Origin of the sequence: Marinobacter segnicrescens (genome assembly GCF_900111555.1) — a bacterium.
Taxonomy (GTDB): Bacteria; Pseudomonadota; Gammaproteobacteria; order Pseudomonadales; family Oleiphilaceae; genus Marinobacter; species Marinobacter segnicrescens.
The window spans coordinates 67269-83680 of the sequence record NZ_FOHZ01000001.1 but is presented as its reverse complement, the minus strand read 5'-3'; the positions used below and the strand labels follow the sequence as shown (position 1 = coordinate 83680).

At 58.1% G+C, this 16412-nt stretch carries 10 protein-coding genes; 8 read left to right on the top strand and 2 right to left on the bottom strand.

The features are described 5' to 3' along the window. Positions 1–356 precede the first annotated feature (356 nt). The 3 genes from fadB (at position 357) to topA (ending at position 6599) form a co-directional block, all read left to right on the top strand. On the top strand, positions 357–2504 hold the full coding sequence (gene fadB, locus BM036_RS00375; protein WP_091848254.1) for a fatty acid oxidation complex subunit alpha FadB: 2148 nt from the start codon (positions 357–359) through the stop codon (positions 2502–2504). Positions 2505–2530: 26 nt separating this feature from the next. After that, a complete protein-coding gene (gene fadA, locus BM036_RS00370; RefSeq protein WP_091848253.1) occupies positions 2531–3706 on the top strand; it encodes an acetyl-CoA C-acyltransferase FadA in 1176 nt (391 codons plus the stop codon). 259 nt (positions 3707–3965) lie between these two features. Next, on the top strand, positions 3966–6599 hold the full coding sequence (gene topA, locus BM036_RS00365) for a type I DNA topoisomerase (RefSeq protein WP_091848252.1): 2634 nt from the start codon (positions 3966–3968) through the stop codon (positions 6597–6599). A gap of 370 nt (positions 6600–6969) precedes the next feature. Here the strand turns inward: topA and BM036_RS00360 are convergent, their stop codons facing one another. Together BM036_RS00360 and gltA are read right to left on the bottom strand one after the other, a co-directional pair. Beyond that, entirely contained in the window at positions 6970–7839 is an 870-nt protein-coding gene (locus BM036_RS00360) for an NAD(P)-dependent oxidoreductase (protein WP_091848251.1), read from the bottom strand. Between the two features lie 423 nt (positions 7840–8262). Beyond that, positions 8263–9537 carry a citrate synthase gene (gene gltA / locus BM036_RS00355; protein WP_091848250.1) on the bottom strand — a complete coding sequence of 425 codons (1275 nt, stop codon included), beginning with the start codon at positions 9535–9537 and terminating at the stop codon, positions 8263–8265. A 510-nt stretch (positions 9538–10047) separates the two neighbouring features. Between gltA and sdhC the strand changes: the two genes are divergently transcribed. The 5 genes from sdhC (at position 10048) to BM036_RS00330 (ending at position 16410) form a co-directional block, all read left to right on the top strand. After that, positions 10048–10425, top strand: coding sequence for a succinate dehydrogenase, cytochrome b556 subunit (gene sdhC, locus BM036_RS00350; protein ID WP_091848249.1), 378 nt, complete (start codon positions 10048–10050; stop codon positions 10423–10425). After that, positions 10410–10763 (top strand): succinate dehydrogenase, hydrophobic membrane anchor protein, encoded by a 354-nt coding sequence (sdhD, locus tag BM036_RS00345; RefSeq protein WP_091848248.1) that lies wholly within the window; start codon positions 10410–10412, stop codon positions 10761–10763. Before sdhC ends, sdhD begins: the two co-directional genes overlap by 16 nt. Positions 10764–10766: 3 nt before the next feature. Beyond that, positions 10767–12539: a succinate dehydrogenase flavoprotein subunit gene (gene sdhA, locus BM036_RS00340; protein WP_091848247.1), complete on the top strand. Its 1773-nt coding sequence runs from the start codon at positions 10767–10769 to the stop codon at positions 12537–12539. Between the two features lie 15 nt (positions 12540–12554). Then, the gene (locus BM036_RS00335) at positions 12555–13259 is read left to right on the top strand and encodes a succinate dehydrogenase iron-sulfur subunit (protein WP_091848246.1); all 705 of its coding nucleotides are present in this window, start codon (positions 12555–12557) and stop codon (positions 13257–13259) included. 316 nt (positions 13260–13575) lie between these two features. Next, positions 13576–16410: a 2-oxoglutarate dehydrogenase E1 component gene (locus tag BM036_RS00330; RefSeq protein WP_091848245.1), complete on the top strand. Its 2835-nt coding sequence runs from the start codon at positions 13576–13578 to the stop codon at positions 16408–16410. The last annotated feature ends 2 nt before the right edge of the window (positions 16411–16412 follow it).

The window sequence follows — 16412 nt, the reverse complement described above, 5'->3', positions numbered from 1 at the left end:
GCTTTCTTGTTGGAATGGACGGGATCCGGGTCACAAAGCTAAATTAAGCCTTACGGCCAATCAAGCGCGACGTTATAGATTGCGACGTCGTTCCGCGATTTTACGGAATTTTGCAGTTTCCCGGTGAAGTCAGCCCTCCCGGCCGCGTTGGGCTCGTGTCACAAATTGATTGACAAAATCGCTGTTTTTTCACAAGGTGTGCCCTCCGGATTCAAACGACTGTATGAATTTTTGGTCCGAAGGCTGATGCCCGCTTGGTACAGGGGTGTCAAGGCAGTGACCGACAATCCGCTGTCCGGCCGGTTCCGTGGATCGCGGGCTGGGCACAGCAATTAACACAGACTGGAGATCAGTTGATGATTTACGAAGGTAAAGCCATCACCGTAAAAGAGATCGAAGGCGGAATCGCGCAGCTGAACTTTGACTTGCAGGGTGAGTCAGTTAACAAGTTCAACCGCCTCACCATCGAGGAATTGCGTGCTGCCACCGATAAGCTGAAGGCGCAGGGCAGCCTCAAGGGGCTGGTGGTCACCAGCGGTAAGGACAGTTTCATCGTCGGTGCCGATATCACCGAGTTCACCGACCTGTTTGCCGGCCCTGAGGAAGAGCTGATCAACAACAACCTCACTGCCAACGCCGTTTTCAACGACATTGAAGACCTGCCATTCCCGACGGTCACCTGCATTAATGGCATGGCCCTGGGTGGCGGCTTCGAGATGGGCCTGGCCACCGATTACCGGGTTATGGACAGCAAGGCGAAGGTAGGGCTGCCAGAAGTAAAACTGGGCATCTTTCCGGGTTTCGGCGGTACCGTGCGCCTTTCTCGCCTGGTCGGCGTGGACTATGCCATTGAATGGATCTGCATGGGCTCCGAGAACCGTGCCGACAAGGCCCTGAAAGTGGGCGCGGTAGATGCGGTCGTGGAAGCGGACAAGTTGGTTGACGCCGCCCGTGCCATTATCGACCAGTGCAACGAAGGCAAGCTGGACTACCAGGCCCGCCGTGAAGAAAAGAAGGGCAAGATCCAGCTGAACAATATGGAAAGCATGATGGCCTTCGAGACCGCCAAGGGTTTCGTGGCCGGCCAGGCTGGCAAGAACTACCCGGCACCGGTAGAAGCCATCAAGGTCATGCAGAAACACGCAAGCCTGCCCCGTGACAAGGCAATCGAAGTGGAAGCCAAGGGCTTCGCCAAGATGGCCAAGACCAACGTGGCGGCCTGCCTGGTGGGCCTGTTCCTGAATGACCAGAAGCTCAAAGCCAAGTCCAAGCAGTGGGAAAAGGAAGCTGCTGAGGTCAAGCAGGCTGCGGTACTGGGCGCAGGCATCATGGGTGGCGGTATTGCCTATCAGTCTGCCTATAAAGGCACACCCATCCTGATGAAGGATATCAATGAAGACGGTATCAGCCTGGGCCTGAAGGAGGCCAAGAAGCTGCTGTCCAAGCGGGTTGCCAAGGGCAAGATGAAGCCCGAACAGATGGCTGACGCGCTGAACAACATCCGACCGACCCTGAGCTATGGCGATTTCGGCAACGTGGACATTGTTGTGGAAGCCGTCGTGGAAAATGTGAAGGTCAAGGATTCCGTGCTGCGTGAGGTTGAAGACCAGGTGTCTGATGACACCATTATCACGTCCAACACCTCTACCATCTCTATCGATACCCTGGCGACCAACCTGAAGCGCCCGGAAAACTTCTGCGGCATGCACTTCTTCAACCCGGTGCCGATGATGCCGCTGGTGGAAGTCATCCGTGGTGAGAAGTCCAGTGACCGTGCCATCGCCACTACCGTGGCCTATGCCAAGGCCATGGGCAAGACCCCCATCGTGGTCAATAACTGCCCGGGCTTTCTGGTGAACCGTGTGCTGTTCCCGTACTTCGGCGGGTTTGCTGGCCTGGTTCGCGACGGCGCCGACTTCCAGCGTGTAGACAAGGTGATGGAAAACTTTGGCTGGCCCATGGGCCCGGCCTACCTGCTGGACGTGGTGGGCATGGACACCGGTAAGCACGCCAACGAAGTGATGGCAGAAGGCTTCCCGGATCGCATGAAGACCGACTGGAAATCCGGCATCGACGTGATGTACGAGAACAACCGTTACGGTCAGAAGAACGGCAAGGGCTTCTACGCCTACGAGGAAGACCGCAAGGGCAAGCAGAAGAAGGTCGTCGACGAAGAGACTTACAAGCTGCTTGAGCCGGTTGTCCAGGACAAGAAGGAATTCACCGACCAGGACATCATCGCCCGCATGATGATCCCCCTGTGCATGGAAACCGTTCGCTGCCTGGAAGACGGCATTGTCGAAGAGCCTGCAGACGCCGATATGGGCCTGATCTACGGTATCGGCTTCCCTCCGTTCCGTGGTGGTGCCCTGCGCTATATCGATGACATGGGCGTCGACAAGTTCGTCGAACTCGCAGACAAGTATGCAGACCTGGGTCCGCTGTACCACCCGACCGAGAAGCTGCGTGAAATGGCGAAGAACGGCGAGAAGTTCTTCGGCTGAACCCTATTCCGAACGGAGAAAGATCTATGAGCCTTAATCCGAGAGACGTTGTCGTAGTGGATTGCGTGCGGACTCCGATGGGTCGTGCCAAGAACGGCTGCTTCCGCAACGTTCGCGCCGAGAACCTGTCTGCCGCGCTGATTGATGCACTGCTGGACCGCAACCCCAAGCTCAACCCGAAAGACGTCGAAGACGTGATCTGGGGCGCGGTTAACCAGACCAAGGAGCAGGGTTTCAACGTGGCACGCCACATCTCCCTGATGACCCGCGTACCCCACGAAGCGGGCGCCCAGACCGTAAACCGCCTGTGCGGTTCCTCGATGACTGCGATTCACACCGCTGCCCAGGCTATCCAGACCGGCAATGGCGATGTGTTTGTGATCGGTGGTGTGGAACACATGGGCCACATCCCCATGACCGAGGGCTTTGACCATAACCCGGCGTCTTCCAAGTATTCCGCCAAGGCCTCCAACATGATGGGCCTGACCGCGGAAATGTTGGCCAAGATGCACGGCATCAGCCGCGAGCAGCAGGACGAGTTTGGTGCCCGTTCTCACCGCCTGGCCCACGAAGCCACGCAGGAAGGCCGCTTCAAAAACGAGATCGTTCCCATCGAAGGCCATGATGAGAACGGCTTCGTCAAGCTGATCGAAGAGGACGAGACCATTCGCCCGGAAACCACCGCTGAGTCCCTGGGCCAGCTGAAACCGGCGTTTGATCCGAAAAACGGTACCGTTACCGCCGGCACTTCCTCCCAGCTCACCGATGGCGCGTCCGCCATGTTGATGATGTCGGCCGAGAAGGCCCAGTCCCTGGGGCTGACCCCGATCGCGAAGATCCGTGGTATGGCGGTCGCCGGTGTGGATCCTGCGATCATGGGCTACGGCCCGGTGCCGGCTACCAAAAAGGCGTTGAAGCGCGCAGGCCTGACCGTCGACGACATCGACTTCTGGGAGCTTAACGAAGCCTTCGCCGGGCAGTCCCTGCCAGTGCTGAAGGATCTCAAACTGCTGGACGTGATGGACGAGAAGGTCAACCTGAACGGTGGCGCCATCGCCCTGGGCCATCCGCTGGGATGCTCCGGTGCCCGGATTTCCACCACCCTGCTGAATATCATGCAGGCCCGTGGTGGTAACCTGGGTGTTTCCACCATGTGTATTGGCCTCGGCCAGGGCATCGCAACGGTCTGGGAACGGGTGTAAACCTGGATTGACAGCAAGCCCGAAAAAGCCCGGCCCAGTGCCGGGCTTTTTTGATCATGGTGCCGTCAGGGCCCACTTTCGATATGTGTTATAGCTTTACCAAAAATCAAAGTATGGGTTGTCTTGACTTTGCTGACACTGTAAAACAGTGCACCTATGCGCTCCGGCCAGCCACCGCAGGCACTCCAGTTGGCTGATTTTTCTTGCGGTTTGAAGTCTGGCTATTTATTGAACTGTTTCCAGGGGTAATGTCTCTGATATGGGTAAAAGTCTCGTTATCGTCGAGTCGCCAGCCAAAGCGAAGACCATCAACAAGTATCTGGGCAACGATTTCATTGTAAAGTCCAGTGTTGGTCATATTCGCGACCTGCCCGTCAGCGGCAGTGGCTCCACCTCAGACCCCAAGGAGCGTGCCCGCCAGGCCGCCCAGACCCGGAAGATGAATCCGGACGAAAAGGCCACGTACAAGAAACGTAAGGCCCGTGAACAGTTGATCGCCCGCATGGGCGTTGACCCCGACCATGACTGGCAGGCCCGCTACGAGATTCTGCCGGGCAAGGAAAAGGTGGTCAGCGAACTCAAGCGGCTGGCGAAGAATGCCGACCACGTGTACCTCGCAACGGATTTGGACCGGGAAGGGGAGGCCATCGCCTGGCACTTGCGGGAAACCATTGGTGGCGAGCCAGACAAGTACCGTCGCGTGGTGTTCAACGAGATCACCAAGCGCGCCATCCAGGCGGCCTTTGAGGATCCCGGCAGCCTCGACACCAACCGGGTAAACGCGCAGCAGGCCCGCCGATTCCTTGACCGGGTCGTGGGTTACATGGTCTCGCCGTTGTTGTGGTCCAAGATTGCCCGGGGGCTGTCTGCCGGACGTGTACAGTCCGTTGCCGTCCGCCTGATCGTGGAGCGGGAAAAAGAGATACGCAGCTTTGTACCGGAAGAGTACTGGCAGTTGCATGCGGACCTGAAGAAAAACGACGCACCGGTCCGTTTTGAGGTCACCCGATACCAGGACAAGGCCTACCGCCCGGAGAACGAGAAACAGAGCAGCGAACATGTTGCCCGTCTGGAGCAGGGCAAGTTTCGGGTAGCCAAGCGTGAAGACAAGCCGACCCGCTCGCGGCCCTCTGCTCCCTTTATAACCTCGACCCTGCAGCAAGCGGCGAGTAACCGGATGGGCTTCAGTGTCAAGAAGACCATGATGCTGGCGCAACGACTGTACGAGGCCGGCTATATCACCTACATGCGGACCGACTCCACCAACCTGAGCCAGGACGCGGTCAGCAGCGCCCGTGACTATATTGCCAAACAGTTCGGTGACAGGTACCTGCCTGACGCGCCGCGAGTCTATGGTAGTAAGGAGGGTGCTCAGGAAGCACATGAGGCGATTCGACCAACGGAAGTTACAAGAAAGCCTAGTAATATCAGTGGCCTGGAAAAGGATGCTGAGAAACTGTATGAACTGATCTGGCGGCAGTTCCTGGCCTGCCAGATGGCAGATGCCGAGTTCCTGAGCACCTCTATCGTTGTTGCCAACGGTGACTACGAGCTTCGTACCCGTGGCCGGATTATCAAGTTTGAGGGTTTCCTTAAGGCGGCACCACAGTCTGCAAAGAAAGATGAAGATGTCGCCCTGCCGGATATCAAGGTGGATGAGGTGCTGGACCTGGCAAAACTGGACCCAACCCAGCATTTCACCAAGCCTGCACCGCGCTACACGGAAGCCAGCCTGGTCAAGGAACTGGAGAAGCAGGGGATTGGCCGGCCATCAACCTACGCGTCCATCATTTCCACCATCCAGGACCGGGGTTATGTCCGGCTCCAGAACCGTCGCTTCTATGCCGAGAAAATGGGTGACATTGTCACCGAACGGCTGTCCGAGTCCTTCCCGAACCTGATGGATTTCGACTTCACGGCGCGCATGGAAGACGAACTGGACGATATCGCCGAAGGCGAGGAGGACTGGAAGAAAGTCCTTAACGACTTCTACGCCCGCTTCCGCAAGCAATTGGAAGAGGCGGAGAAGCCGGAAGGCGGCATGCGCAGTAATACGCCCACGGAAACCGATATTCCTTGTCCCAGCTGTGGCCGCAATATGCAGATCCGGGTGGCCAGCACCGGGGTCTTCCTGGGTTGTTCTGGCTACTCGCTGCCCCCCAAGGAGCGCTGCAAGACCACCATCAACCTGGTCTCAGGTGATGAAGTGGTCAGCGCGGATGATGATGTGGAAGGTGAGGGCGAGAGCCGCCTGTTGCGCAAGAAACGTCGCTGCCCCAAGTGCGGCACTGCCATGGACAGCTACCTGGTCGACGAGAAACGCAAACTGCACATCTGTGGTAACAATCCGGATTGCTCTGGGTACGAGGTGGAAGAGGGCACCTTCCGTATCAAGGGCTATGACGGGCCCACCCTGGAGTGCGACAAGTGTGGTTCTGAAATGCAGCTCAAGACCGGCCGTTTCGGCAAGTACTTCGGCTGCACCAACCCCGATTGCAAGAATACCCGCAAGCTGTTGAAAAACGGCGAACCGGCACCGCCCAAGATGGACCCGGTGCCCATGCCGGAACTCCAGTGTCAGAAAGTGGACGACACCTATGTACTGCGGGACGGTGCCTCCGGCCTTTTCCTGGCGGCCAGCAAGTTCCCCAAGAACCGGGAGACACGTCCGCCCCTGGTGATGGAGATCAAACCCCATCGTAAGGAAATCGACCCGAAGTACGATTACCTGATGGACGCACCGGAGAAAGACCCGGAGGGCAATCCCACAGTCATCCGGTACAGCCGCAAGAGCAAGGAGCAGTACGTCATGTCCGAGAAGGACGGCAAGGCGACCGGCTGGTCAGCGTGGTATGAAAACGGGCGCTGGGTGCCGCGGGACAAGAAGAAGTAGGAGCTTTTTGGCCACGGAATCCACGGCCCTTCGACAGGCTCAGGGCGATCGGCCCCTCGGGATGGTCGGCCCTTCGACAGGCTCAGGGCGATCGGCCCCTCGGGATGGTCGGCCCTTCGACAGGCTCAGGGCGATCGGCCCCTCGGGATGGTCGGTCCTTCGACACGCTCAGCGTGTGACGCCTTTCGACAGGCTCAGGGTGATAGGCCCTTCGACAGGCTCAGGGTGACAGGCCCCTCGGCAGGCTCAGGATGCTCGGCTTGCCAAGGTGTCCGAAGCTGCCACAAAAACGTACCTGCGCGTGCTTCCAGGGATTAAAAATTTTCGTTCGCCCTGAGCCTGTCGAAGGGCGGGGTTCCATTGTAAACGATCAGTTCCTCCGAAGCCTTTGCACAAGCGACGACGTATCCCAGCGCCTTCCTCCCATGTCCTGAACATCGGCATAGAACTGGTCCACCAGCGCCGCTACCGGCAGCTTGGCGCCATTGCGGCGTGCCTCCTCCAGGCAGATGGCCAGGTCCTTGCGCATCCAGTCCACCGCAAAGCCATGATCAAATTCACCAGCGATCATGGTGGCGGAGCGGTTTTCCATCTGCCAGGACTGGGCGGCCCCCTTTGAGATCACGTCGATGACCTTCGATACGTCCAGGTCCGCCTGCTCGGCAAAGTGAATGGCCTCGGACAGACCCTGTACCAGCCCGGCAATGGCAATCTGGTTCACCATCTTGGTCTTCTGGCCGCTGCCGGCCGGACCCATCAGGTTCAGCGCCTTCGCATACAGGCTCAGCGTCTTGCTGACACGGGTAAAGGCGTCTTCCTCACCACCGCACATAATGGTGAGTTGCCCGTTCTCGGCCCCCTGCTGGCCTCCGGATACCGGTGCGTCGATGAAGTGCTGCCCGACTGCACCGGCGGCCTCACTGAGTTCTTCGGCGATACCGGCTGATGCTGTGGTGTGATCCACCAGCACGGCACCCTTTGGTGCATTGGCGATAATGCCATGCTCGCCTAGGTAAACCTCCCGCAGGTCTGGGTCGGCCCCTACACAGGTCAGGACCACATCGGCGCCATGGACGGCGTCGGCAATAGTGATACAGGCCTCACCGTCGTATTCATTGGCCCACTGACTGGACTTCTCGGCACTGCGATTCCAGACATTGACCGTTAGCCCGGCATTTGCCAGGTGTCCGGCCATTGGATAGCCCATTACTCCCAGACCAATAAAGGCAATGTTCTTCATCTGCCACTCTCCTGCTTGCGGATAATCGCTTGGTTCAAAGCAGCGATGATTGCAGAACTGTGCGGGATGTTAAAGCTGCGAAGCTCGCTGGCGGAGGGTATTGGTAACGTTGCTCCGTTGAGGCTCGCGGTATCCGGGAGGTCTGGGGTGGGTGGGTAGTGGGGTGCTCCTTCAGAGCAAGGGCAGGGATGCCCCGGAGCAAGGCCGGTCCAGGGATGGACCGTGAATTGCGGCGGCGAAAGAGCACCCCACTGGCCGGCCGCCTTTCACCCAAGCAAGCAGCCTGAGACAGAACGAACACCATAAGCTGGCAAGCGAGCCATACAACCGAAACACCCGGCAGAATTTGCGTCCCCTGCAATCAAAAAGGCCGCCAGGAAACCCCGGCGGCCTTCAGGTAGTTCCAGCCAACAAAGGCAGGATTTACTTCTTCGGATAATCCCGCTTGTCGGACCCGGTATAAAGCTGACGGGGACGACCGATGCGGTAGTTGCCAGACACCATTTCGTTCCAGTGGCTGTACCAGCCAATGGTGCGAGCCAGGGCAAAGATCACCGTAAACATGGACGTCGGAATGCCAATGGCCTTCAGGATAATGCCGGAGTAGAAGTCCACGTTCGGGTACAGCTTGCGCTCCACGAAGTACTCGTCTTCCAGGGCAATCTTCTCCAGGCGCTGGGCGATCTTGAGCAGGGGGTCGTCTTCCAGACCCAGTTCCTGCAGTACCTCGTGGGCGGTCTCACGCATGACCTTGGCGCGGGGGTCGAAGTTCTTGTAAACCCGGTGGCCAAAGCCCATGAGACGGAAGGGATCGTCCTTGTCCTTCGCCTTGGCGATAAACTGCTCGATGTTCTTCTCGTCACCGATTTCAGCGAGCATATCCAGTACCGCCTCGTTGGCACCACCGTGGGCCGGTCCCCAAAGGGCAGCGATGCCTGAAGCGATACAGGCGTAAGGGTTGGCGCCGGTGGAGCCGGCCAGGCGTACAGTCGAAGTGGACGCATTCTGCTCGTGGTCAGCATGCAGGATAAAGATCTTGTCCATAGCCTTCGCCAGAACCGGGTTCGGCTTGTACTCCTCGCAGGGCACCCCGAACATCATCTGCAGGAAGTTTTCTGCGTAGTTCAGGTCGTTGCGGGGGTACATGAACGGCTGACCGATGGAGTACTTGTAGCACCAGGCGGCAATGGTCGGCATCTTGGCAATCAGGCGATGGGCAGTGATCTCACGCTGACGGGGGTCGGCAACATCCATCTGGTCATGGTAGAAGGCGGACAGGGCACCCACTACACCACACATGATAGCCATCGGATGCGCATCCCGGCGGAAACCGTGGAAGAAATTGCGCATCTGGTCGTGCAGCATGGTGTGGTTCTTGATGGTGGTATGGAACTGCTTGTTCTGTTCCGGGGTGGGCAGTTCACCATTGAGCAGCAGGTAGCAAACTTCCAGGTAGTCGGAATGCTCGGCCAGCTGATCGATGGGATAGCCACGATGGAGCAGGGTCCCCTGGGCGCCATCAATATAGGTAATGGCAGACTCGCAGGCCGCGGTGGATACAAAGCCCGGATCGTAAGTGAAAACGCCTTCCTGGACGAGGCCGCGAACGTCGATGACGTCAGGGCCGACGGTGCCTGAATAAACCGGAAGCTCAATGGATTTGTCACCCACCGAGAGCGTTGCTTTCCTGTCGGTCATGGTGCTCTCCTGTTATCAGCGTTAGTAGCGCGGGAAGGCGCGTATTATTGGTAAACCGGCGGCAAAATATAGGGTGTTGGCTTTTTTTGTCAATGCGCGGCGAGATAAAACATCGTGAAACAATCCGGGCATGATAACCGATTGTGGGGAGAATGGCAGGCACCGCTCCTCCACAGGCGTTTGTTTTCCGTTGTCGGGGTTAGATGAGACTGTTGTTTTGTAAGTCTCAAATAGCATTTGTCAATCATCCCAATAGCTGAGTCCGTGGCCTGATGTATCAGGGTTTTCCAGACTTGCCGGTTTGTAATTCCGGGGGGCACTCCTTATAATCCCTAGCCCGGAAACGGGGACTAACCAAGCCGGAACGCCGGCAACGACGTCTGCGGTTATGTCCTCCCTCCTGAATAACCTGTGCGGACACAACGGTGTGCCGACACGGTCATCCTTCATACCAACCATCCGCTCCGGTTCGCCCGGAAAAGCGGAGCAACGAGAGAGTGTGAGAGCGCTGTGAATAGCAAACGACCAGTTAATCTCGATCTCGGCAAGTTTCATTTTCCGCTACCTGCCATTACTTCCATACTGCACCGCATCAGTGGCGTCATCATGTTTGTTGGTGTTGCCTTCCTGTTGTATGGGCTGGACCTGTCATTGTCCGGGGAAGAGGGCTTTGCTCGCGTCAATGAACTGCTGGACAGCTTCCTGGCGAAGCTGATCATCTGGGGCATCCTTTCCGCCCTGCTGTACCACCTGGTGGCGGGCATCAAGCATTTGCTGATGGATATGGGTATCGGTGAAGAGCTCAAGAGCGGTCGTCTGGCGGCGAAGCTCACAATCGTTATTTCGGTGATCCTGATTGTTCTCGCGGGGGTATGGGTATGGCAGTGAACAGCGTAACAAATCTCGGCCGCAGCGGCGTCTATGACTGGATGGTCCAGCGCGTCAGTGCATACCTGCTCGCGCTTTACACGATTTTCCTGCTTGGCTTCATGCTGACAACGGACCTCGATTATGAAGCGTGGGCCGGCCTGTTCAGTCAGACCTGGTTCCGTATTTTCAGTCTCGGCACCCTGATTGCGCTTGGCGGGCATGCCTGGGTCGGTCTGTGGACGGTTTCCACTGACTACATCAAGGCAACACTGCCGCGGTTCCTGTTCCAGGCTATCTGCGGCACCGTGATGTTCGTATATGTTGTCTGGGGCATTCAGATTCTTTGGGGGCTTTAATAGATGGCTAATATCAAGACCATTTCCTACGACGCGATTGTTATCGGTGGTGGCGGTTCCGGCATGCGTGCCGCGCTGCAGCTCACCGAGTCAGGCCTGAACACCGCCTGTATCACCAAGGTATTCCCGACGCGCTCCCACACCGTATCTGCCCAGGGCGGCATCACCTGTGCCATTGCCAGTGCGGATCCCAATGATGACTGGCGCTGGCACATGTATGACACCGTGAAGGGGTCTGACTACATCGGTGACCAGGACGCTATCGAATATATGTGTTCCGTGGGCCCCCAGGCAGTTTTCGAGCTGGAGCACATGGGTCTGCCGTTCTCCCGTACCGAGCAGGGCCGTATCTACCAGCGTCCGTTCGGTGGCCAGTCCAAGGGTCCGGACAACCCCACCCAGGCCGCTCGTACCTGTGCCGCGGCTGACCGTACTGGCCATGCCCTGCTGCATACCCTTTACCAGGCCAACCTGAAAGGCGGAACTACCTTCCTGAACGAGTGGTATGCGGTCGACCTGGTCAAGAACAGCAAGGACCAGGTGGTGGGTGTTGTCGCCATTGAAATCGAAACTGGCGAAGTGGCCTACATCAAGGCCAAGGCGACGGTTCTGGCCACCGGCGGTGCAGGTCGTATCTACGCCTCCACCACCAACGCCCTGATCAATACCGGCGACGGTGTCGGCATGGCGCTGCGCGCCGGCTTCCCGGTCCAGGATATGGAAATGTGGCAATTCCACCCGACCGGTATTTACGGCGCTGGCACCCTGGTGACCGAGGGTTGTCGCGGTGAGGGCGGTTATCTGATCAACGGCGAGGGTGAGCGTTTCATGGAGCGCTACGCACCTAACGCCAAAGACCTGGCCGGTCGTGACGTGGTGGCCCGTTCCATGGTTCTGGAAATTCTCGAAGGCCGCGGCTGCGGTCCCGAGAAAGACCACGTTCTGCTGAAGCTGGACCATCTGGGCGAAGAAACCCTCAACCTGCGTCTGCCGGGTATCTGTGAGCTGTCCCGTACCTTTGCCCACGTAGACCCGGTCAAGGAACCAATCCCGGTTGTTCCTACCTGTCACTACATGATGGGTGGCATTCCCACCAACGTGGGCGGCCAGGCCCTGACCCAGGACGAGAACGGCAACGACAAGCCGATCGAAGGCCTGTTTGCCTGTGGCGAAGCTGCGTGTGTATCCGTTCACGGTGCCAACCGGCTGGGCGGCAACTCCCTGCTTGACCTGGTGGTCTTCGGTCGCGCCGCCGGCCTGCACATCGAGAAGATGATCCGCGATGGCTTCGAGATCGACGCTGCCACTGACGAGGAAATCCAGAAGGCCATGGCTCGCCTGGACCGTCTCAACAGCACCGAAGAGGGTGAAGAAGTGGCCAAGGTCCGCAAGGATCTTCAGAACTGCATGCAGCTGTACTTTGGTGTATTCCGGGACGGTGAGAGCATGGAGAAAGGCCTGAAACTGCTTGACGAAATCGGTGAAAGGGTGCGCCGCACCAAGCTTTCCGATCGGAGCAATGCTTTCAACACGGCCCGTATCGAGGCGCTGGAACTGGACAACCTGTTTGAGGTTGCCTATGCAACGGCAGTCTCCGCCGTGGAGCGTAAGGAAAGCCGTGGTGCCCATGCCCGAAACGACTTTACCGAGCGTGACGACGAAAACTGGCTGAAGCACTCTGTCTACTTCCCGCTCGAAAAACGGGTAGGCAAGCGTGACGTTAACTTCGCGCCGAAGACGGTTCCGACCTTCGAGCCGAAAGTCCGGACTTACTAAGGGGGATAGATCAAGATGTTGGTAAGCCTTTACCGTTATAACCCGGAAACTGACAACGCCCCTTACATGCAGGATGTTGAGCTGGAGCTTCCGGAAGGCAAGGACCTGATGGTGCTGGACGTGCTCAACCTGCTCAAGGAGAAGGACCCGTCACTGGCGTACCGTCGCTCCTGTCGGGAAGGGGTCTGTGGCTCCGATGGCATGAACATGAATGGCAAGAATGGACTGGCCTGCATTACCCCGGCTTCCGAGGTGGTCAAGCATGGCAAGCTGGTTCTGCGCCCGCTGCCGGGCCTGCCTGTCATCCGTGACCTGGTGGTGGACATGAACCTGTTCTACCAGCAGTACGAGAAGGTGCAGCCGTACCTGATCAACAATACGCCTGAGCCGGCCATCGAGCGTCTGCAGAGCCCGGAAGACCGGGAGAAGCTGGACGGTCTGTACGAGTGTATCCTGTGTGCCTGTTGTTCCACGTCCTGTCCTTCGTTCTGGTGGAATCCGGACAAGTTCATCGGGCCGGCCGGTCTGCTGCAGGCCTATCGTTTCCTGGCGGACACCCGTGACACCGCACAGGCTGAGCGACTGTCCAACCTGGACGATCCGTTCAGTGTGTTCCGTTGCCGCGGCATCATGAACTGTGTCAGCGTATGTCCCAAGGGTCTGAACCCGACCCGCGCTATCGGGCATATCCGCGACCTGTTGTTGCAGCGGGCCACCTGATCTGCGGTTTGCTGTAAGACCGCTATACTGTTCTGGAAGTGTCAGGCCGCCGGTCTGCCTTCCGCCTGGCTGAATAGCCTTCTACCAAAGGCTCATTGGCAGGTGGGGACCGGTAAGGCAAGCTATCGTGCCGCAGCATATGCCCAAAAAGCGTTGCTGCGGCCCGATTCAGTATAAAAAACCACCGGGGAACGGAAAACATCCGTGTAAGTTGTGGTGGCTACAGTCGATCCCGTAAAAACCCGTATTGACTGAGAAATACCCCTGGCCGACCATGATGAGCTCCCCCGCACCAGTCCAAGGTGAGCTATTCAAAATGCATGAAAGCATAATGGAGCAGTTATGGCAGACCTCCCATCTACAGGGTGGGAATCTGGCCTATGTTGAGCAGCTTTTTGAAACCTACCTGACCGATCCCAATGCCATTCCAGAAGAGTGGCGAAGCTATTTTGACAAGCTTCCGGGCGTCGACGGCAATACCCGTGACGTTGCCCATTCCACCATCCGTGAACAGTTCGAACATATCTCCCGTAACCAGCGCTTTTACAGTGGCGCCGGTGTTCCCGCCTCTGCCACGACTGACGCCGACCGGAAACAGATCCGTGTCCTCCAGATGATCAACGCCTACCGCTTCCGCGGACACCAGGAAGCGCAGCTTGATCCTCTGGGCGTTTGGCAGCGGCCGCAGGTGGAAGATCTGGATCCGGGCTTTCATGAGCTGTCCGACGCGGATCGTGACCTGGAGTTCCAGACCGGTTCGCTGAATTTTGGCTCCGAGAAGATGAAACTCGGCGATATCGTCGATGAACTGCGCAAGACGTACTGCAGCAGCATCGGGGCTGAGTACATGCACGTGGTCGACACCCGTATCAAGCGGTGGTTCCAGCAACGCATGGAGCCCGTCAGGTCCCGCCCCGCCTATGAGGCCAAGACCCGCAAACATTTGCTGGAACGGCTCACTGCTGCCGAGGGCCTGGAAAAGTACCTGGGCTCACGCTATCCGGGCGTCAAGCGTTTCGGTCTTGAAGGCGGCGAAGCACTGATTCCCTGCCTCGACGAACTGATCCAGCGTGCCGGCAGCTATGGTGCCAAGGAAATCGTTCTGGGCATGGCACACCGTGGCCGCCTGAACGTGCTGGTTAACACCCTGGGCAAGAACCCGAAAGACCTGTTCGACGAGTTCGAAGGCAAAAAAATGGCGGATTCCGGCTCCGGTGACGTCAAGTATCACCAGGGCTTTTCTTCCAATGTGATGACGGAAGGTGGTGAGGTTCACCTGGCACTGGCCTTCAACCCGTCGCACCTGGAAATCGTTTCTCCCGTTGTTGTCGGGTCTGTTCGTGCGCGGCAGACGCGACGCAAAGATACCGACGGCAGCCAGGTGGTACCGATCATCATGCATGGTGACGCGGCCTTTGCCGGTCAGGGCGTGGTGATGGAAACCTTCCAGATGTCCCAGACCCGGGGCTTTGGTGTGGGCGGTACCATCCACATCGTGATCAATAACCAGGTTGGCTTCACCACCAGCAAACAGGAAGACGCGCGCTCCACCGAGTACTGCACCGATGTGGCCAAGATGATCCAGGCGCCCATCCTGCACGTGAACGCCGACGATCCCGAAGCGGTTATGTTTGTCACCCAGATGGCCATGGACTACCGCAACGAGTTCAAGCAGGACGTGGTGATTGACCTGGTCTGTTACCGCCGCCGGGGGCACAACGAGGCCGACGAGCCTTCCGCGACCCAGCCGGTGATGTACGACAAGATCCGCAAGCTCAAGAGCACCCGTCACCTCTACGCCAGCCAGTTGGTGGAGGAAGGGGTCCTGTCCGAGGACGACGCCAAGAAAATGGAAACCGAGTATCGGGACGCCCTCGATAACGGTGAGCATGTCGTGAAGTCCCTGGTCAAGGAACCGAACACCGAGCTTTACGTTGACTGGACTCCGCACCTGGGCCATGAATGGACTGCCAAGTGCAAGACCAGCGTGACCCTCAAGAATATTCAGCGTCTCGGCAAGAAGCTGACCTACGTGCCGGAAGGCTTCTCCATTCAGCGCCAGGTCCAGAAGATTGTCGAAGACCGCAACAAGATGACCGCCGGTGCCCTTGGTCTCAACTGGGGCTATGGTGAGATGATGGCCTACGCGTCCCTGCTGGACGAGGGCCATCCGATCCGTATCACCGGCCAGGACGTGGGCCGTGGCACCTTCTCTCACCGCCACGCTGTGTTGCATAACCAGAAGGGCGGCGATACCTGGACCTCCCTGGCCAACCTGTCCGAAAAGCAGCCATCTTTCGAGATCTACGATTCCCTGCTGTCGGAAGAGGCGGTGATGGCCTTTGAATACGGCTACTCAACCACCACGCCGAACGCACTGATCGTTTGGGAGGCCCAGTTCGGTGACTTTGCCAACGGCGCCCAGGTAGTGATTGACCAGTTCCTGACCAGTGGCGAGCACAAATGGGGCCGGCTTTGTGGCCTGACCCTGCTGCTTCCCCATGGCTATGAAGGGCAGGGGCCTGAGCATTCGTCTGCACGACTGGAGCGGTTCCTGCAGCTGTGTGCCGAGCACAATATCCAGGTGTGCGTGCCGACCACGCCATCCCAGGTCTTCCATATGTTGCGCCGTCAGGTGAAGCGTCCGCTGCGCAAGCCGCTGGTCGCCATTACGCCGAAGAGTCTGCTGCGCCACAAGGAAGCGACCTCATCCCTGGACGACCTGACCTCGGGCACCTTCCAGACCGTATTGCCGGAGAAGGAACCGTCTGACCCGAAAAAAGTCACCCGTCTGATCCTCTGCAGCGGCAAGGTGTACTACGATTTGCTGGAGAAGAAGAAAGCTGACGGTCGCGATGACGTGGTCATCTTCCGCATCGAGCAGCTGTATCCGTTCCCCGGCGATGACCTTGACGAGCTGCTGGCGCCCTACACCAGGCTCAAGCATGCGGTCTGGTGTCAGGAAGAGCCGATGAACCAGGGTGCCTGGTACTGCAGTCAGCATCATATGCGTGCGGCCCTGCATCGCCTGAACCCGAAGCTGTATCTGGATTACGCAGGTCGTGATGCTTCTGCTGCACCGGCTGCGGGCTATATGTCCGTGCACGTTGAGCAGCAGAAGAAGCTGGTAAATGACGCCTTTGAACTGTGACG

Bases quoted from the DNA above. Each gene is read 5' to 3' on its own strand.
- fadB (WP_091848254.1), top strand. From the start codon at position 357: ATGATTTACGAAGGTAAAGCCATCACCGTAAAAGAGATCGAAGGCGGA.
- fadA (WP_091848253.1), top strand. From the start codon at position 2,531: ATGAGCCTTAATCCGAGAGACGTTGTCGTAGTGGATTGCGTGCGGACT.
- topA (WP_091848252.1), top strand. From the start codon at position 3,966: ATGGGTAAAAGTCTCGTTATCGTCGAGTCGCCAGCCAAAGCGAAGACC.
- BM036_RS00360 (WP_091848251.1), bottom strand. From the start codon at position 7,839: ATGAAGAACATTGCCTTTATTGGTCTGGGAGTAATGGGCTATCCAATG.
- gltA (WP_091848250.1), bottom strand. From the start codon at position 9,537: ATGACCGACAGGAAAGCAACGCTCTCGGTGGGTGACAAATCCATTGAG.
- sdhD (WP_091848248.1), top strand. From the start codon at position 10,410: ATGGGTATGGCAGTGAACAGCGTAACAAATCTCGGCCGCAGCGGCGTC.
- sdhA (WP_091848247.1), top strand. From the start codon at position 10,767: ATGGCTAATATCAAGACCATTTCCTACGACGCGATTGTTATCGGTGGT.
- BM036_RS00335 (WP_091848246.1), top strand. From the start codon at position 12,555: ATGTTGGTAAGCCTTTACCGTTATAACCCGGAAACTGACAACGCCCCT.
- BM036_RS00330 (WP_091848245.1), top strand. From the start codon at position 13,576: ATGCATGAAAGCATAATGGAGCAGTTATGGCAGACCTCCCATCTACAG.